The organism is Streptococcus sp. ELY_90 (genome assembly GCF_058314475.1).
In genome coordinates, this window is the sequence record NZ_JBZFUJ010000008.1 from 21,189 (window position 1) to 40,532 (window position 19,344).

Here is a 19,344-nt window from a genome sequence, read left to right on the forward strand (position 1 = left end):
ATATCGGGCTTGGCATAAGTCTCTTTTTTGCGGCCTGTTTTGTCATCTTATTCATTAGCTATTTAGTTATTCTCGAAAGAGTCAATAAAAACTTTAAGGCGGTGGATGATGATTAGTCAGATTTTAATGATTATTAGTTTAATCTCAATTTGGTCTTCCTTGGCGATGGCCTTGATTATCCTTATGTCGGCCGTTCATTTTTGGTTTAAACACAGTGATTTTGATGTTGATACCAGCCCGTTGCCGGAATACCCGGTGATAACGGTAGTTGTTCCGGCCCATAATGAAGATGTGGTTATTGCACAGACAGCTAAGGCTATTTTAGACATGAATTACCCGCATGACAAGCTGGAAGTTATTCTTTTTGCAGATAACTGTGAAGATAATACCTATCAGGAAATGCAAAAGGTAAAGGCCCTGCCGCAATATGCCGACCGTGATTTAACCTTGATTGACCGTACCGGTACAGGCGGAAAAGCAGGCGTTTTAAATGATGCCCTGAAAATGGCTAAGGGAGATTACATCTGTGTTTATGATGCCGATGCCATGCCTGAAAGAAATGCTCTGTACTTTCTTGTGCAAAAAGTCATGGAAGATCCTGAACGTCATGTTGCAGCCTTTGGACGCAATAAGACGCGCAATGCCAACCAAAATTTCCTAACCCGCTGTATCAATCAGGAAATCGTTGTAACACAGCGGATACAGCACGTTGGTATGTGGCACTTAGGTAAAATCGGCCGAATTCCCGGAACGAACTTTATCATCAATACCGAGTTTGTTAAGAGTATCGGCGGCTGGCGCAACGGTGCGTTAACAGAAGATACGGACATTTCCTTTAAGATTATGCAGAGCGGCAAGCTGATCGCTCTGGCCCACAACTCTGAGGCCTTCCAGCAGGAGCCGGAAACGCTGAAATCTTACTATTTACAGCGAAAACGCTGGGCTAAGGGAAATTATGAAGTGGTTATTGCCAATTTCAAGCACCTTTTCGGCCGCGGCAACTGGCGTGTAAAATGGGAAGTTTTCTATTATACCTGTACTTTCTTTTGGTTTAATGCGGCCATCGTTTTGTCAGATATTCTTTTCTTCTCTAATCTGATTGCTTTATTTATCGGCTTATTTAAACCGGGAGTGCAAATTCCTTTTGCCTTTGATACCAATAATGTATACATGGCTCAGCTGTTGCTGTTCAACTGGTTCTTGATGATTCTGCTCTATCTGTTGCAGATTTCTATCTCACAGGCCACTCAGTACGGTCAGGCAACGGTTAGACAGATTTGGATTGCCTTATTGTCTTACTTTACTTATACGCAGCTCTTTATCATAGTATCTATCTCATCTATCAGTTCTGTTATCATGGACAAAATCTTACGCCGTGACGGAACGAAATGGGTTAAGACAAAACGATTTGCAGGCTAAAGGAGAAAGAAGTGAAAAAGAAGAAATTAAAGTATATTTGGTTTATCCTCTTTCTTGCCATACTGACTGCAGGGTTTTACCTTATCCGCATTAAGAGCACTGATGATATGCAGCAAAATGTTTATGACGAATGGTCAAAATACTACGTGGTAACCCACGGTAAAAGTGCCTATGTTAAGACGGCAGCAAACGAAGATGAAACAACCGCTCTTTCTGAAGGACAGGGCTACGGGATGTATATTGCTGTTGAGGCGGCTCAAAAAGGTGTCAACAGCAAGTCCGAATTCAGCAAACTCTATCGCTATTACATGGATCACCGCACTGCAGGTACGCAGCTGATGTCTTGGAAACAAAACATCAAAGCAGACGGATCGATTGAAGATCTGTCTAACAGCGCTACAGACGGGGATCTCTATATTGCGTACTCGCTGATCAAGGCTGCTGAACTCTGGTCAGATAAAGCGGACACCTATAAGAAGCAGGCTAAGCTCCTTTTAAATGATATTTTAGCCTACAATTACAATTCGGAAACGAAATCTTTGACTGTCGGAAATTGGGCTGTCAAGGGAAGTGATTATTATGATCTGGTCAGAACGTCGGATGTTCTGCCGGAACAGTTTGATGTTTTCTACAATTTCAGTAAAAATGACACTTGGAAGACGATTAAGGCTTCAATGCTTGATAGCTTGGAAAAAATGAGCGACCAGCACAAGTCAGGCCTTTTCCCAGACTTTATGTGGGTTCGTAAGTCCGGTGAGGTCAAGGCGGCCAAAGCGAATTTGGTTGCCAGCAAGTATGACGGCGACTATTATTACAATGCCTGCCGTATGCCTTATAACTTAGCCAGAAGCAAGGACAAGCAAAGTCAAAAAATGCTCAAAAAGATGATGAATTTCTTTATGAAACAAAAAACCATCTATGCAGGCTATAAACTAAACGGCAAACGCTTGGACGACCATCAGTCTGCCAGCTTTGACGCACCTGTCTTTTATGCAGCTAAGAAGCTGGAGCATAAATATGAACGCCTGCATCAGCAGGAAAAGAAAGTCTTTATCGATGGTCTGTCGTCAACCAACTATTACGACTCAGCCTTGACAACTATGGCTGTTTTGGGAGACTGATTTTTTCTTGAGAAGCAGCAAAGAATAACCAATAATAAAAAGCGGTTTGACTTAAACTCCGGCAGCTGTGCTTGGAGCTGAGCAGCCGCTTTTTTTGGTATTGCTGCTGGCTTAGTTAACAGAGATTTGATAAAATAGACCTATGATTATTTTACAAGGAAACAAGATTGAGCGCTCTTTTGCCGGTGATGTGCTCTTTGATAATATTACTATTCAGGTGGACGAGCGTGACCGCATTGCGCTTGTCGGCCGCAACGGTGCAGGAAAGTCCACCCTTTTAAAAATATTGGTAGGAGAAGAAGCGGCAAGCTCGGGAAGCGTTGATAAAAAGAAGGGCTTGTCCTTGTCATATTTGGCACAGGACAGCCGTTTTGATTCGGGAAAGACTATTTTTGATGAAATGCTCCACGTTTTTGATAATCTGCGTCAGGATGAAAAGCGGCTGCGCCAGCTGGAATTGAAAATGGGAGAGCTGACAGGCTCTGCATTGGAAGATCTTATGCAGACTTATGATAAGCTGTCTGAAGATTTCAGAATCCGAGGCGGTTTTACTTACGAGAGTGATATTCGTACTATTTTAAATGCTTTCCAATTTGATGAGTCCATGTGGCAAATGAAAATTTCAGATTTGTCAGGCGGTCAGAATACACGTTTGGCCCTAGCCAAGATGCTTTTGGAAAAGCCTGAACTTCTGGTTCTGGATGAGCCGACCAATCATCTGGATATTGAAACCATCGCCTGGCTGGAAAATTATCTGGCCCATTATCAGGGGGCGCTGATTATTGTCAGCCACGACCGTTATTTCTTGGACAAAACGGCAACCGTAACGCTTGATTTGACAAAGCATTCGCTGGATCGTTATGTGGGCAATTATTCCAGTTTCATGGAACAAAAAGCTCAGAAACTGTTGGCTGAGGAAAAGCTGTTTGAAAAGCAGCAAAAAGAGATTGCCAAATTAGAAGATTTTGTTCAGCGCAATATTGTCCGTGCGTCAACAACCAAGCGTGCACAGTCGCGGCGCAAGCAGCTGGAAAAAATGGAGCGCCTGGACAAACCCGACAGCAATGCTAAAAAAGCACATATGACTTTTAAAGCGAGCAAGCCTTCCGGCAGGGAAGTTCTAAAAGTTACCGATGGAGCGATTGGCTATGAGGGTGAGATTTTGTCTGCTCCTATTAATATGGACGTCAGCAAGTATGATGCTATAGCTGTTGTTGGCCCAAACGGCATCGGCAAAACAACCCTGATAAAGTCAATTCTCGGGACCGTACCTCTTATTAGGGGCGACGTCAAATACGGTGCTAATGTTCTGCTGGGTTATTATGACCAGACGCAGTCCAATCTGACAGATCGCAATACCGTCTTAGAAGAACTTTGGTCTGCGTTTCCGACAAGTCCGGAAGCAGACATCAGAAACCGTCTGGGAGCTTTTCTGTTTTCCGGCGATGATGTTCAAAAGACGGTCTCTATGCTGTCGGGCGGCGAAAAGGCCCGCCTGCTGCTGGCTAAATTATCCATGGAAGACAATAATTTCTTGGTTTTGGACGAACCGACCAACCATCTGGATATTGACAGCAAGGAAGTTCTTGAAAATGCTCTGATTGATTTTGACGGCACCCTGGTCTTTGTCAGTCATGACCGCTATTTCATCAATCGAGTGGCAACTAAGATCTTGGAAATTTCCAAAAACGGCTCTAAACTTTATCTGGGAGATTATGATTATTATTTAGAAAAGAAATCAGAAGAAGCAGCCAAGGCTGAAGAGCAAGCACCGGCATCATCTTCAGCATCCGCTGCCGCCCAAGACTACCACAGCCAAAAGGCCGGTCAAAAAGAGTTAAGAAAAGTGCTCCGCCGGCTGGAAGAAGCAGAGAAAATGATAGAACAGCTTGAAAATCAGCAAAACACTGTCAGCGAACAGATGGCAGCAACTAACGATGCCAATCGGCTTATGGAACTGCAAAAGGAGATAGACGAGTTAGCGCTTCAGCAGGAGGAGCTTATGGAAGAGTGGGCAGAATTATCTGAAAAGGCAGAAGAGATCAGCAGCTAAAGAGCAGAAAATCTCCGCCGGCAAAAAAGATCGCCAGTTAAAAGTATGGGCTTGTGGCTACGGGAGTTTCTACCGTGTTCAGCTCTAGCAAATTGAGTCCGTAAGAGCTCCGCCTCTTTTTGAACAGTCCAAAGACAAGCAATGGCATGAAAAAAGTGCAGTGAAATCAAATATTCCTAAGAGAAATTGATTTTGCTGCACTTTTTACTGTTTGCTAGTTCTCAAATTCTGCCTTGCTTTTAACATCACCGTATTCTTCGGCGACTTCAAGGCTGAGAATGTCTTGATAGCTGGGGAGGCTGATGTCTTGGCCGTATTTGTTTTTTAAAGCAGTAGTGACTAAGCGGTAGGCAAGATTGGCATTGCGTGAAAGCAAGGGACCGTGAAAGTAGGAACCGAAGATGTTTTTATAATGAACGCCTTCAGTAGCATCTTCCTTATTATTGCCATTGCCGTAGATCACTTTACCCAGAGGCTTTTCATCCTCAGACAGAAATGTCCGGCCCTGGTGATTTTCAAAGCCATAATAGATTTCATCGAATTCGTCGTTGTGGATTTTAATATCACCGATATAGCGATTGTTATCTTGGTTGAGCGTGTAATGTCCCATAACACCGATACCGTCAATTTTTTTCCCATCGGCTTGGATATAGTACTGTCCAAGCAGCTGAAATCCGCCGCAGATTGCCAGACCGACGCCGCCTTTGTCAATAAACCGTCCGATAGCCTCTTTTTTTCCGGGCAGGTCTCTGGCAACGATAGACTGTTCATAATCCTGTCCGCCGCCAAAGAAAATCATGTCATAGTCTTCTTCATTAAAGGGATCTTCCAGTGAGACAATATCAAAGGTCATTTGCGCTTTTAATTTTTCACCGACATATTTGAGCATCAGCACATTGCCGTTATCGCCGTATGTGTTGAGCAGATTGCCATAGAGATGGGCAACTCTGAGCTGATAGCGATAATCAGGCCTGTCAGGAGATTGCAAAGATGTATAAACCATTAGTTCATCTCCTTTCCGACAGCGTGTCTGCTTGCTAAGAGACTGCGAAATTCCAGCATAGCCGTATAGGTCGCAAGAATATAGGCGTGGTCTGTTTCTTGCTGTTCGATCATGGTCATAATGTCCTCTAATTTTTGGGCCTGATGAATCTTTTCCTCGTCATATCCTGTTACCCGCAGGCGTCTGGCGATTTCTGAATGGCGGATACCGCCTGTGAAGATTTCAGGAATATCCATATCCAAGATGCTTTCAAAATTGGCATCCCAAATCCAGCTGGTATCAATGCCGTCAGCATAATTGGCATTGAGAAGCACAGACAAAGTGAAAGGATAAGGAGCCAATTTAATCATATCAAGCGCCTGGCTGGCACCGACAGGATTTTTGATGAGAATCAGCGTACAGGACTTATTGCCGATTTTAAAGGTTTCCTGGCGGCCAAAGACAGCACGGCTCTTGTCAAAACCAGCCTTAATCTGTTCCGGTTCAACCCCGAAAAATTCGGCGACAGCAACAGCAGCCAGAGCATTGTAAATATTATAAAGACCGCCGACATTAATCTTATAGCTGTGCTTATCAATGATAAATTCAGAAGCTGTATTGGTGATTTTAGTCAGATCCGTCAGGGCATAGTCCAGCTGGGGCCGCTTAAAGCCGCAGTTTGAGCAGATATAATCACCCAAATTCGCATAGGTATTGAAGTGGTACTGTAAGATATGCTGACAGTTGGGACAAAGAATACCTTCGGTATTGTAGTGAGCCAGCTCAACATCGTGCTTGTCAATATCAAAGCCGTAGTAGCGCATAGGATTGACCGTTTTGACAGAATGAAAGAGCGGGCTGTCTCCGTTAGCCAAAATAACAGCTTCAGGGGCTTTAGCTGCACCGTCTAAAATCATCTGATACGTTGTATAGATTTCTCCGTAGCGGTCCATCTGGTCACGAAAGATGTTAGTGAAAACGAAAAGACTGGGTGTCAGGTATTTTGTAATCTTAGGGAGGCTGGCTTCATCAATCTCCAAGACTGCAATCTTTTTACCGCTTTTGCTCTTTTTGGCTGTTAAAAAGGTCGCTGTGATACCTGTAATCATATTGGCACCGCTGGGATTTGTCAGCACTTCGCCGTAGGCTTCCTTGAGGATACCTACTGTCAGGGCAGTGGTCAGGGTTTTGCCGTTGGTGCCGGTGACAACGACAATTTCATAATCCTTAGCCAAAGTATTTAAAATATCTTTATCGCATTGAAGGGCAATTTTCCCCGGCAAAGTGGAGCCGCGCCCTAATTTACTAAGAACAAAATGGGCTGTTTTGCCGGCAACAATGCCTAATTGTGTTTTAAGAGTCATAAGACCATTTTATCATAAAAAAAGAGTTTGAGATACAGAAAAATCGCTTGAAAAGTGATATAATGATAAAGCATGTATTGAGCTAGTTTTTACTAAAAGAGAGAGTTGTATGAATACTTTATTTGATGTTGATGCCAATTTTTGGACCAGTCTGTTTGACAGCCCGCTGAAAATTTTTATTCACGTCCTTGATATTGCCATTGTATCGTGGCTGATTTACAGATTTATCAAGGCTCTGGCCGGAACGAAGGTCATGGCTTTAGTCCAAGGGGTTGTCTTATTTGTCCTTTTTAAATTTATTGCAGAATTTCTGGGACTTACGACGATAGCTTTTTTGATGAATCAGGTGATTACTTACGGGGTCATCGCCGGTGTTATTATCTTTGCTCCGGAAATCCGCTCGGGGCTGGAACGTTTTGGCCGGACACCCCAGTCACTTATTCAAAGACAGCAGCTCAGCGATGAAGAAAAGCTGGTCAATGCGTTTGTCAAAGCTGTTGCTTATATGAGCCCGCGAAAGATTGGAGCCTTGGTAGCTGTTGAAGAGACGCAGACCCTGCAGGAATATATTGCGACGGGAATTCCCTTGGATGCAGATGTTTCAGGAGAGCTGCTGATTAATATTTTCATTCCCAATACGCCCTTGCATGATGGAGCTGTTATTGTTCAAGACAATAAGATTGCGGCTTCCTGTGCTTATCTGCCTCTTTCAGAGTCCAGCCATATTTCCAAGGAATTTGGGACAAGACACCGGGCGGCTATCGGACTTTCTGAAAACTCTGATGCCTTTACTTTTGTCGTTTCTGAGGAAACAGGAGCTATATCCATTGCTTATAAAGGCGATTTTGTCCACGACCTGTCTATCGATGCTTTTGAAGTTTTGCTGCGTGATCATTTTATCAAAGAAGAACCCAAGAAAAAGAATCGTCTGAAACAATTCTTCGGAGGTCAACATCATGTTTAAACGAATTTCTACCAAACGCCTCTGGCTGCCTCTTGTTTCAATCTTCTTTGCCATCTTGCTGTTTTTGACAGCAAGTTCTGTTAATTATAATTCAAGGAATAAAACAAACGGTCTCCTGCAGACATACAGTCATACCTTGGAAAACGTTCCTATTGATATCAAGTATGACAGCAATAAATACTTTATCAGCGGTTATTCTTATGATACAGAAGTCTACCTGACATCAACCAATCGCGTCAAATTAGACTCCGAAATCAACGGTGACACCAGACATTTTAAGGTAGTAGCTGATTTATCCAATGCCAGGGAAGGAACCAACAGAGTGCCTCTGGAGGTGAAAGATCTTCCGAGCGGCGTCAGTGCGGAATCTTCACCGACCACTATAACAGTGAATGTCGGCAAGAAAAAGACGAAGACCTTTAGAGTTGAAGGAAGGGTTACTGCTAATCAGATTGCAGACGGTTACAGACTGGCGAAAGTGTCAACCGGTGTATCTGAAGTAGAGGTAACCAGTGATGAAGCAACCATCAATCAAATTGATCATGTGGCGGCTATCCTGCCGGAGGAGCAGATCCTCTCAAAGGATTACAGCAGTATGGTAACCATGCAGGCAGTTTCTGAAAGCGGCAAAATTTTGCCAAGTATCATTAATCCAACGAAAACAGATTTGGATGTTGATGTGGAAGAGCTGTCAAAAACAGTTCCGATTGTTGTTGAGCTGACCGGTCAGCTAAATCATAATCTGTCTGATATTCGCTATGAACTGCAGACCAAAGAAGCTGTTATTTACGGCAAACAGGCAGAGCTGGATAAGACCTCTTTTATTAAGGTCAAAGTCAATATTTCCGATGTTACCAAGGATACGACCAAGACGGTCGGCCTGTCAGCCGGCGATCTTAAGATCAGTCCTAATAAAGTTGCGGTTAAGTTGACAGCTAAGAAAAAATAATATTATAATGACATTAGATTAAAGGGAGGAAGATGCCTAGCATCAAATAATTATGGGAAAATATTTTGGTACCGACGGTGTGCGCGGTGAAGCAAATGTTGAATTAACGCCGGAGTTAGCCTTTAAACTCGGCCGTTTTGGCGGTTATGTGCTCAGTCAGCACGAAAAAGAAAATCCAACAGTTTTTGTAGCGCGTGATACACGTATTTCAGGTCAGATGCTGGAAAGTGCTCTGGTTGCGGGTCTTTTATCAGCAGGTATTGAGGTCTATCAGCTGGGAGTTTTAGCAACACCCGGTGTGTCTTATTTGGTTCGCACCGAAAAAGCCAGTGCCGGTGTTATGATTTCGGCCAGCCACAATCCGGCCTTGGACAACGGCATTAAATTCTTTGGCAGCGATGGTTTTAAACTGGATGATGACCGCGAACTGGAAATCGAAGCACTTTTGGATGCGGAAGAAGACCGGCTCCCACGGCCAAGTGCTGCCGGTTTAGGAAGACTGATTGACTACCCTGAGGGTGTCCGCAAATATGAGAAATTCCTCGTTTCTACCGGTGTAGATTTGGAAGGAATGAAAGTCGCTATCGATGCAGCTAACGGTGCGGCCTCTTCATCTGCCCGTCAAGTATTCCTTGATTTAAATGCCGACATTGCGGTCATTGGTGATGATCCAGATGGCCTTAATATCAATGATGGCGTGGGTTCGACTCATCCTGAACAGCTTCAGGAGCTGGTTAAAGAATCCGGTTCGGCTGTTGGTCTTGCCTTTGACGGCGACAGTGACCGCCTTATTGCTGTTGATGAAAACGGCGAGATTGTTGATGGTGATAAGATCATGTACATTATCGGCAAGTACCTTTCTGAAAAAGGCAAACTGGCTAAGAACACGATTGTTACAACAGTAATGTCAAATATCGGTTTTCACAAGGCGCTGGATCGGGAAAACATTAATGAGGAAGTCACTGCAGTCGGCGACCGCTATGTGGTTGAGGAAATGCGCCGTTCCGGCTATAATCTGGGCGGTGAGCAGTCCGGTCATGTGATTATTATGGATTACAATACTACCGGAGACGGCCAGCTGACAGCTATCCAGCTGACCAAGGTCATGAAAGAAACCGGCAAATCACTGTCTGAATTAGCCGGCGAAGTAACCATTTACCCGCAAAAACTGGTTAATATTCGTGTTGAAAACGGCATGAAAGATAAAGCTATGGATGTGCCTTTAATTGCAAATGTAATTGAAAAGATGGAAACAGAAATGGCCGGCAACGGGCGTATTCTGGTTCGTCCGAGCGGAACAGAACCGCTTTTGCGTATCATGGCAGAGGCACCCAGTTCTGAAGAAGTTGATTACTATGTCGACACGATTGCCAAGGTTGTCGAAGCAGAAATCGGTATTTAAAAACTTTGTACACGTCAATACTAAATGTAATTCATAGGAGTCAGAAATACCTTTATTTCTGCTCCTTTTTGTTTGCCGGTGTACTGTCTGAATCAATGCCAGAAAGCATAATTTGTGCTATACTAAAGTAAACTGGAAAATGTAAGCGTTTAATAAATGTGAAAGGGTGATTTTATGGCAGATAAAATGACTCAGCTGGTTGAGGATTCTCTGGCAGAGGCCAAAGAGCTGGCTGTTTCCCACCGCAATTATCAGGTGGATATTCCCCACTTATGGTCAGCTTTCGTACAGCCGGAGCAGTTTGGCTTTCAGTTTTACGAATCTGTAGGAATAAGCGGCCGTCAGCTGCTTAAAGTGATTGACCAAGAAGTTGCCAAAATCCCTGCTCTTTCAAGTACTGAAAAAAGCAGCTATGCGCGCCTGTACAGTCAGCGTCTGAAAAATCTCTTGGACGATGCCCAAGAAGAGATGACGGATTTAGGTGATCAGGTGGTGACTGCAGAACACCTCATTTTGGCGCTTTTTAACCAGCAGCGCAATCCAATCACCGTTTTTTTGCTGGAGCATGGTCTAACCAAAGATAGGGTCTATCAAAAAATGAACAAGATGCGAAAAGGGAAGCCTGCTATCTCTTCCAGTCAGGAGGATGTCTATGACGCTTTGGAGAAATACGCTGCTAATCTTAATCAGCGTATTATTGATGGCCATGTGAATAAAATTATCGGCCGCCAGGATGAAATCAATGACATCATCCGGATTTTGTCACGGAAAACTAAAAACAATGCCGTTTTGGTAGGACACCCGGGTGTCGGTAAGACAGCTGTTATGGAAGGCTTTGTCCAGCGTTTGGTCAAAAATCAGGTTCCTAAAAATCTTCAAGGAAAATTGATTTACAGCCTTGATATGGGGGCACTGCTGGCAGGAACCAAATACAGAGGTGAATTTGAAGAGCGTTTCAAGGCTCTCTTAAATGAAGTTGTAGCTTCAGAAGGCAAAGTTATTCTTTTTGTGGATGAGATCCACTCCATTGTCAGTGCCGGGCGGACAGAAGGTTCGGTTGATGCCGCCAGCATTTTAAAGCCGCTTCTGGCAAGAGGTGATATTCGGATCTTAGGATCAACGACCTATGCGGAATATCGGGAGAGCATTGAATATGACAAGGCTCTGGAAAGACGTTTTCAAAGGATTCTGATCCATGAACCGGATACAGAGCAGACCATGGACATTTTGAAGGGCCTGCAGCCGATCTATGAAAATTTTCACGGGGTCAGGCTTGCAGACGACACGCTCGAAGCAGCAGTATCACTGTCCAAACGTTACATTTCTGATCGTTTTTTGCCGGATAAAGCTTTGGATTTGATAGATGAAGCCTGTGCGGTCAAACAAATTGCTGCCAGAGCCTATCCTAAGCAAATCGATGACCTGTCCGTACAGATTGTCTCCCAGAAGATTCATCTCCTGCGCTTGGCGGATGCCGAAGAAACAGACCCGTTAACAGATCGTTTGGCAAAATTGGAAGATCAACAAAACGCTTTGTTGGCACAGTGGCAAAATGAGCGTCAGCTTTTGGATCAGGAACAGGACATTCATCTGAAGCTGGCAGAATTGGAAGATCAAGCTGACCGTGCCTTAGAAAACAATCAGATTGCTGAGTACGTTGAGTTAAAAGACAGTAAAATTGCCAAGCAGCATCAGATTATCAAAGACTTGGAGCAGGAGCGCCTGTCTCAAACATCAATGATTGACATTTCAGTCACGAGAGAAGATATTGCGGCCATTGTTGAGCGCTTGACCGGTATTAAAGTACAAGGTGTTATGGAAAACGAGCGTGACCGACTCTTGCACTTAGAAGATTTGCTGCATGAAAAAATCATCGGCCAAAATCAGGCTGTTCAAAAGGTATCACAAGCTATTATTCGTTCGCGTGCCGGGATTCAAAATCCTAAACGGCCGATCGGCTCATTCCTTTTTCTTGGTCCGACAGGTGTCGGAAAGACTGCCTTAGCCAAGCGCTTGGCCGAAGTCCTTTTTGGCAGTGAACTTGAAATGGTGCGTCTGGACATGTCTGAATATATGGAAAAGCATGCCGTTGCCCGTTTGGTCGGACCGCCTCCGGGCTATGTCGGCTATGAGGAGGGCGGCCAGCTGACAGAAGCTGTCCGCCAGCGGCTGTATTCCATCGTTCTTCTTGATGAGATTGAAAAAGCTCATCCGGATGTTTTTAACACGCTTTTGCAGGTTCTTGATGAAGGCCGCTTGACTGATTCCAAGGGGCGGACCATTGACTTTAAAAATACGATTCTGATTATGACCAGCAATATCGGATCGTCTAAGATTTTGCAGAGTCTGCATGACTATGGATGTCTGACTGATGACATTCGGCAAGAAGTTTTAGAGGAGTTAAATCATAGTTTCAGACCTGAATTTCTCAATCGGATTGATGAGACCGTTGTCTTTAATGCACTCTCTGCAGAAAATATGATTGGTGTAGTTAAGGTCATGGTCGCTGATCTGCAGAAACGTCTCTTGGATCAGGCTGTCCATCTTGAGCTGACAGAATCTGTCTATTCATTTTTGGCAGAAAAAGGATTTGATGTGGCCTTTGGTGCCCGTCCCATACAGAGAACAATCATGCAGGAACTGGAAAATCCGCTTGCTCTGCATATTATTAAGAACCAGACAGACTCTAAAAAAGACCTTTTTGCCAAGGTCTCGCTCAAAGATGGGAAGCTTTCCTTTAGCTTTTCTTAGTTTTTAATGTTTCACTAATTTTTGATTTTTGGAAAATAATTTATTGGGAAATCGCTTGATAAAACCACCTTAACCGGTGGTTTTTTAGCTTAAAAAAGTATGATAAAAAGAAATTTCACAAACTTTTTTTGCTTGAAATTCCCTATGGAAAGTACTACAATCAAGTTAGAGAAAGCGTTTTCAACAACAATATATAATGCCCTTTAGTTTTTGGAGAAAGGAGCGTGATATTTTGGCTAAATACGACGTTTTAATTATTGGTGCCGGACCTGGAGGCTATGTTGCCGCTGAAGAAGCTGCCAGGCTTGGCAAGAAGGTTGCCGTTGTTGAAAAGAAGTTTATCGGCGGAACCTGTCTGAATGTCGGCTGTATTCCCTCAAAGGCCTACCTTCAGCACAGCCATTGGCTCTTGTCAATGAAGGAAGCCGCAAAGCACGGAATTTCAACCAATCTTGAAGGGATTGATTTTGAAAAGTTAGTCAATCGTAAAGATCAGGTTGTCTCTGCCTTGCAGGGCGGCATCCATGCGACGTTTAAAACACTGAAAATTGATTATTATGAAGGTGAGGCGATATTTGATAAGGATAAGACTTTCATCGTCAATGGCGAAAAAATTTCAGGAAAAGATGTCATTCTGGCAACCGGAAGCTATCCGTTTATTCCGCCCATTAATGGGATTGACTCGGCAGCCTATCTGACAACAGACACTTTTTTTAGTCTAAAGGTTCTGCCGAAAAAATTTATCATTATCGGCGGCGGTGTGATTGCTATTGAATTGGCTTTTGCCATGAAACCGCTGGGTGTGGACGTTACAGTTGTCGAAGTGGCACCGCAAATTCTCTTAACAGAGGATGAAGCTGCGCGCAGCATTATCAGAAATAAGCTAAAGGCATTAGGAGTGCGTATCTTTGAAGGCGCTTCAATAAAGGAAGTGACGAAACAGGCAGTTGTTCTGGAAGACGGCGGCGCTCAGGAGTTTGACCAATTATTGGTAGCGACAGGGCGCAAGCCAAATACAAAACTGGCTCAGGAAATGGGTGCTGCTTTGACAGAGCGAGGATTCATCAAGGTTGATGACTACTATGAAACATCAATTCCCCATGTCTACGCTATTGGTGATCTGACAGAAAGTTATATGCTGGCTCATGTTGCCAGCATGGAAGGCATCAAGGCAGTCAAGGCTATTTGCCGCAGGGCAGAAGAGCCTGTAGATGCTCTGGGTGTGCCGCGGTCTCTGTATACAAGCCCGGAAGTGGCCTCTTTTGGGCTCAGTGAAGAAGAAGCCAAAGAACAGGGATATAATGTTCAGACTGAACAGCTGCCGTTTTCCTTCAACGGCCGGGCTCTGGCAGCAGCCGAATCAGAAGGATTTGTAAAACTTATCTCAGAAAGGAGGTACCATCAACTATTAGGAGCTGTTATTGTTGGCGAGCACGCAACAGATTTACTGCAGCAGCTGATTTTACTGAGGCAGGCAGAGGGAACCTTGGATCAAGTTGTTGACACTGTCTTTGCTCACCCAACTATTTCAGAACTGATACAGGAAGTTGCTAAACGAATTGTTCAGTAAAGACTTTAACATAGGAGGGAAGCAGAATGCCAAACTATAAAGATTTACCACAAGAATTAACGAGAACCAGAAGCAATACATCTGTTTCAGAACTTGTTGACCTGAAGGTTCACACAGCAACGGACATTGAAGCTGAGGAAGTTTCAAAAGAACAGGCTAAGGCCATGTACAAGACCATGTGGGATATTCGGAATTTTGAAGAAAATGCCCGCCGCTTCTTTGCAGCTGGACAAATTCCGGGCTTTGTTCACCTTTATGCAGGTGAAGAAGCAGTTGCTACAGGGGTCTGTGCCAATCTGACAGACAAAGATTACATTACCAGTACTCACCGCGGCCACGGCCACTGTGTGGCTAAGGGCGGCGATCTGAAAGGAATGATGGCTGAAATTTTCGGAAAGGCGACCGGTCTTGGCAAAGGCAAGGGCGGCTCCATGCACATTGCGGATATCGATAAGGGCATTTTAGGTGCCAACGGCATGGTTGGCGGCGGTTTCGGCTTGGCAACTGGAGCAGCCATGCGCAACAAATATCTCAAAACCGACAATGTCGCTGTCTGCTTTTTCGGTGACGGTGCCGCTAATGAAGGGCTGTTTCACGAATGCCTGAACATGGCGTCTATTTGGAAGCTGCCTGTCATCTTTGTTAATGAAAACAATTTCTTTGCTGAATCAACACCTCAGTGGTATTCATCCGCATCTCCAACAATTGCTGAAAGAGCTCTGGCTTACGACATGCCGGGTATCCGGGTTAACGGTAAAGATCTCTTTGCTGTTTACCAAGTGGCTAAAGAAGCAGTTGAACGGGCTAGAAGAGGTGAAGGACCGACTCTTATCGAAGCTGTTACTTACCGTAATTACGGTCACTTTGAAGGTGATGAGCAAAAATACAAGGCACTTGAGGGTGAAGAAAAGGAATGGGCAGATGTTGATCCTTTGGAAGTCTTCCGCGATCATGTGATTGAGCACGATTTGCTGACAGAAGAAGAATTGGATGAAATTCTGGAAGAATCCAAAAAAGATGTCGAAGAGGCTATTCAATACGCCCAAGACAGTCCGATTCCTGCTCCGGAATCCCTGCTTGAAGATGTATTTGCTGAGTAAATGAAGGAGGTTAGAAATGGCTAGAGAACTGTTATTTATGAAAGCAATTAACGAAGCGCTTGATATGGCAATGGCCAAAGATGACACAGTCGTTTTACTTGGTGAAGATATCGCAGGCGGTGTCGAAGTTAGACGTTTGGAAGAACAAAATGAAGAAGCTTGGGGCGGCGTTATGGGCGTTACGATGGGACTTATGCCTAAGTACGGCCGTGACCGTGTCATTGACACTCCTCTTTCAGAACACGGCTATATGTCAGCAGCTGTCGGCATGGCTCTGACGGGCTTACGTCCGATTCCTGAGCTCATGTTCAATGATTTCCTAGGCTTTTGTTTTGATGCTCTTATCGGTCAAGGCTCTAAAGTACGCTACATGTTTGGCGGTAAGGCCAAGGTGCCTATGACTGTAAGAACCATGCACGGAGCAGGAGCTTCAGCAGCAGCTCAGCACTCAGGCACCTACTATGGTATTTTTGGTTCGATTCCGGGCCTTAAGGTTGTTGTTCCGGCAACACCTTATGATGCTAAAGGTCTCCTTCTTTCATCTATTGAGGACAACAACATTGTCATCTTTTCAGAAGACAAGACTCTCTATGGATTAAAAGGCGAAGTTCCGGAAGAATATTATACGGTTCCAATCGGAAAGGCTGCTGTTCGCCGCGAAGGCAGTGATTTGACTATTGTAACGATCGGCAAGATGCTCTATGTAGCCTATGAAGTGGCTGACCGCTTGGCACAAGACGGTATTTCTGTTGAAGTTATTGACTTGAGAACTGTTGCGCCTTGGGATCAGGAAACAGTCATCGAATCAGTTAAAAAGACCGGACGCTTGATTGTTGTGGATGAATCCAATCCGCATAACAACACCGCGACAGATATTGCTTCTGTGGTTAATGATAAAGCATTTGACTACTTAGACGGCCCAATCAAATGTGTCTGTGCACCAAATGTGCCGGTGCCATTTGCCACCAACCTTGAACAGCTATACATCCCTAATGCAGACCGTGTCATTGAAGAAGCAGCTGAATTAATTGATGACTTGAAGGCCTAGAAGGGGGGATAATATGGCAACAGAAATTGTGATGCCTAAATTAGGTTTAACGATGTCAGAAGGACTGATTAATCAGTGGCTCGTCAAAGAAGGCGACACCGTTGCTATGGGCGATCCTGTATTGGAAATCAGTTCTGAAAAATTAACAAGCGAAGTTGAAGCTCCGGCAGCCGGTGTCATTTTAAAGATTCTCAAAGACGAAGGGGAAACTGTCCCTTGTAAGCAAGTCATTGCCTGGGTAGGTCAGGAAGGTGAGACTGTTCCTGAGTCAGAAAGCACAGAAGAGCCTGAACCAGATCTTACAGCAGAAGACAGCGGCAGTTCTTCAAATGATACAGAAACTGCAGCAGTTCCGGCTGCGGCAGCTGTTAAGCACGAAGGCGGACGAATCTTTATTACACCTCTGGCACGTAAAATTGCTGCGGAAAAAGGTTTGGATATTTCCTCTATTAAAGGAACAGGCGGTAATGGCCGAATTACACGGCGGGATGTTGAAGCCTTTAATCCGGCAAGTGTTCCGGCTGCCAAGCCTGCAGCTGTTAAAGCAGCTCCAGTGTCTGCTGAATACGGAGCTGGTTTGACAGGTATGCGCAAAGTTATCGCTGAGCGCATGATGAAGAGTCTGCAGACAGGTGCGCAGTTAACCATTCACCGTAAGGCAGATATAACATCTTTGCTGGCTTTCCGAAAAAATATCCAGTCTAAGGTTAAGGAACCGTTGGAAAACGGCGAAATCGGAATCACAACACTCTTAACCAAGGCAGTTACTAAAGCTTTGCGGGATCACCCAGAAGCCAATGCTTGGTATGCTGACGGACAGTACCAGTTGCAGTCGGAAATTCACATTGGTATAGCGACTGCTTTAAGCGATGGTTTAGTAGTGCCGGTTATCCATAATGCAGACAAGCGGACCTTGTCGGATTTGGGACGGACTATTAAAGAACAGGCAGCACAGGCCAGAAAGGGAACTTTAGATGCTTCACTTTATTCCGGCTCAACATTCAGTATCACCAGTCTTGGCGGTCAGGGCGTTGAATACTTTACCCCAATTTTGAACACGCCGGAAGTGGCTATCTTGGGTGTCGGTACTATTCAAAAAGCTCTTGCTTTAGATGAAGAAGGACAAATAGTCGAAAAACAATACCTGCCGCTTAGCTTGACCTTTGACCATCAAGTTTTAGATGGGGCACCTGCTGCTGAATTCTTAGGAACAATTGTTTCCTACTTAGAAGATGCTTACAGCTTGATATTCTAAGCAGCAAGGCTTAGAGCTGACAAATTAAAAGGGATCGAGAAATAATTTCGGTCCCTTCTTTGATTCAAATTATATGCTGCATGCTGTCTGAGCAATCTTGTCCAGCAGTTTCTGACGTTTGCCAGCAGATATTTTTTCGACAGGGGTTAACTGGGTTAGTTTCACTGGCCAAATACCGCAGGATTTTAAAATTTGCCGTTTTAAGACCTTCCCGTAATCCTGAGCAAAAGGAGTAATCAAGGTCGGTGTATTGTGAGTCGTAATAATCCAGGCAGATTTTCCCTTTAAATGGCCTGCAAGTCCTGCTTTTTTATAGGAATAAGCAAAACCGCTGACAAAGACCCGATCAATAAATCCTTTGAGAATAGCCGGCATGCCGCTCCACCAGATTGGAAAAATAAAAATCAGCTGGTCCGCCCAAGTGACAGATTGGCGATAGTTTTCCATTTCAGCGACCTTATCTAAATCGCGGCGTTTATGCTGCTCGTCGAATCGCAGCAGCGGATCAAACGCTTCAGCATACAAGTCAATGGTTTTAACTGTATGAGCCTTGGAGAGGTTAGTCTGAACCGTTTTGAGAATTTCAGCATTGAAACTTTTAGGGTTGGGGTGTGCATAAACGATTAAGGTATTCATGAGCGTTCTCCTTTGATATAGATATCAAGCATGTGATTGATGATTGTTTGAATGGCCTTATTATCTAAGTCCGCGCCAATCGGGCTTTTGGTCAAAATCGCTAAGCCTGAAATAAAGCTCCAAAAATGGAAAAGGGTTTCCGTTTCACTGTTTGAAAAGTTTTCTTCTTTGCGAAGCTTTTTAACGATGCTTTTGAAAATATCAAATCCCGGCAAATCATAATAGGTCACGATAGTTTCCTGGGTGACTTCCATATATTTAAAGGGAAATTTGACAAAGAGAGCCTCGAAAAAATATGGATAGGTCTGGGCAAAAGCAATGAAATTAAAGCCCATCTTTGCCAGCTGACTGCGGGCAGATGTCTCTTGCTGAAGTCCTTGCTGCATCTCCTGACTGAGAAAAGCAGAAAGACGCTTTAAAACGACCCTCAGGTAGTCTTCTTTACTTTTAAAATGGCGGTAGGGGGTGGCGTGAGTAACCCCGCAAGTCTTGGCTACTGTCCGTAAAGAGAGTCTGTCAATGCCGTGTTTTTTTATCTCAGCCATACCGGTTTGGATCAGTTTTTCTTTGAGTTCTGCAGTATTTCGCTTCATGGTAAAATCTCCTTAACCAGACAAAGGCAGCAATTATTTCTGATTCGGTCGTTATTTTTTTCTGCTTTGTTTCTTTGTGGTTTCCAAAAAGTAGTCAGTGTCTACTTTTTGGAATAAATTTACACTGTCTACTTTAT

At 44.2% G+C, this 19,344-nt stretch carries 15 protein-coding genes; 11 read left to right on the forward strand and 4 right to left on the reverse strand.

What is annotated here, in order from left to right; all coding sequences use genetic code 11:
- The first annotated feature begins 108 nt into the window (after positions 1-108).
- The 3 genes from AC4HAF_RS06150 to AC4HAF_RS06160 all read left to right on the forward strand — a co-directional run bounded on the left by AC4HAF_RS06150 (position 109) and on the right by AC4HAF_RS06160 (position 4,593).
- Positions 109-1,419 carry a glycosyltransferase family 2 protein gene (locus AC4HAF_RS06150; RefSeq protein ID WP_491091582.1) on the forward strand — a complete coding sequence of 437 codons (1,311 nt, stop codon included), beginning with the start codon at positions 109-111 and terminating at the stop codon, positions 1,417-1,419.
- 11 nt (positions 1,420-1,430) lie between these two features.
- Positions 1,431-2,540 carry a glycosyl hydrolase family 8 gene (locus AC4HAF_RS06155; protein WP_491097081.1) on the forward strand — a complete coding sequence of 370 codons (1,110 nt, stop codon included), beginning with the start codon at positions 1,431-1,433 and terminating at the stop codon, positions 2,538-2,540.
- A gap of 142 nt (positions 2,541-2,682) precedes the next feature.
- Positions 2,683-4,593, forward strand: a complete 1,911-nt coding sequence (locus tag AC4HAF_RS06160) for an ABC-F family ATP-binding cassette domain-containing protein (protein WP_491097082.1) — start codon at positions 2,683-2,685, stop codon at positions 4,591-4,593.
- Positions 4,594-4,807: 214 nt separating this feature from the next.
- Here the strand turns inward: AC4HAF_RS06160 and gatD are convergent, their stop codons facing one another.
- Positions 4,808-5,596: a lipid II isoglutaminyl synthase subunit GatD gene (gatD, locus tag AC4HAF_RS06165; protein ID WP_491097083.1), complete on the reverse strand. Its 789-nt coding sequence runs from the start codon at positions 5,594-5,596 to the stop codon at positions 4,808-4,810.
- Positions 5,596-6,939, reverse strand: coding sequence for a lipid II isoglutaminyl synthase subunit MurT (murT, locus tag AC4HAF_RS06170; RefSeq protein ID WP_491097084.1), 1,344 nt, complete (start codon positions 6,937-6,939; stop codon positions 5,596-5,598). The genes gatD and murT overlap by 1 nt, the downstream gene beginning before the upstream one ends.
- A gap of 109 nt (positions 6,940-7,048) precedes the next feature.
- Between murT and cdaA the strand changes: the two genes are divergently transcribed.
- The 8 genes from cdaA (at position 7,049) to AC4HAF_RS06210 (ending at position 17,978) form a co-directional block, all read left to right on the forward strand.
- The gene (cdaA, locus tag AC4HAF_RS06175; RefSeq protein ID WP_491091283.1) at positions 7,049-7,903 is read left to right on the forward strand and encodes a diadenylate cyclase CdaA; all 855 of its coding nucleotides are present in this window, start codon (positions 7,049-7,051) and stop codon (positions 7,901-7,903) included.
- The gene (locus tag AC4HAF_RS06180; RefSeq protein WP_491091282.1) at positions 7,896-8,852 is read left to right on the forward strand and encodes a CdaR family protein; all 957 of its coding nucleotides are present in this window, start codon (positions 7,896-7,898) and stop codon (positions 8,850-8,852) included. The genes cdaA and AC4HAF_RS06180 overlap by 8 nt, the downstream gene beginning before the upstream one ends.
- Before the next feature lie 52 nt (positions 8,853-8,904).
- Positions 8,905-10,254 carry a phosphoglucosamine mutase gene (gene glmM / locus AC4HAF_RS06185; protein WP_491091281.1) on the forward strand — a complete coding sequence of 450 codons (1,350 nt, stop codon included), beginning with the start codon at positions 8,905-8,907 and terminating at the stop codon, positions 10,252-10,254.
- Positions 10,255-10,428: 174 nt separating this feature from the next.
- Positions 10,429-13,005 carry an ATP-dependent Clp protease ATP-binding subunit gene (locus tag AC4HAF_RS06190; RefSeq protein WP_491097085.1) on the forward strand — a complete coding sequence of 859 codons (2,577 nt, stop codon included), beginning with the start codon at positions 10,429-10,431 and terminating at the stop codon, positions 13,003-13,005.
- Positions 13,006-13,237: 232 nt separating this feature from the next.
- A complete protein-coding gene (lpdA, locus tag AC4HAF_RS06195) occupies positions 13,238-14,575 on the forward strand; it encodes a dihydrolipoyl dehydrogenase (RefSeq protein WP_491097086.1) in 1,338 nt (445 codons plus the stop codon).
- A 26-nt stretch (positions 14,576-14,601) separates the two neighbouring features.
- Positions 14,602-15,675: a thiamine pyrophosphate-dependent dehydrogenase E1 component subunit alpha gene (locus AC4HAF_RS06200; RefSeq protein ID WP_491097087.1), complete on the forward strand. Its 1,074-nt coding sequence runs from the start codon at positions 14,602-14,604 to the stop codon at positions 15,673-15,675.
- Between the two features lie 16 nt (positions 15,676-15,691).
- Positions 15,692-16,723 carry an alpha-ketoacid dehydrogenase subunit beta gene (locus AC4HAF_RS06205; RefSeq protein ID WP_491091277.1) on the forward strand — a complete coding sequence of 344 codons (1,032 nt, stop codon included), beginning with the start codon at positions 15,692-15,694 and terminating at the stop codon, positions 16,721-16,723.
- Positions 16,724-16,736: 13 nt separating this feature from the next.
- Positions 16,737-17,978, forward strand: coding sequence for a dihydrolipoamide acetyltransferase family protein (locus AC4HAF_RS06210; RefSeq protein WP_491097088.1), 1,242 nt, complete (start codon positions 16,737-16,739; stop codon positions 17,976-17,978).
- Positions 17,979-18,047: 69 nt separating this feature from the next.
- Here AC4HAF_RS06210 and AC4HAF_RS06215 read toward each other — a convergent pair whose 3' ends face one another.
- Positions 18,048-18,614 (reverse strand): NAD(P)H-dependent oxidoreductase, encoded by a 567-nt coding sequence (locus AC4HAF_RS06215; RefSeq protein WP_491097089.1) that lies wholly within the window; start codon positions 18,612-18,614, stop codon positions 18,048-18,050.
- Entirely contained in the window at positions 18,611-19,207 is a 597-nt protein-coding gene (locus AC4HAF_RS06220) for a TetR/AcrR family transcriptional regulator (protein ID WP_491097090.1), read from the reverse strand. Before AC4HAF_RS06220 ends, AC4HAF_RS06215 begins: the two co-directional genes overlap by 4 nt.
- Positions 19,208-19,344: the final 137 nt, after the last annotated feature.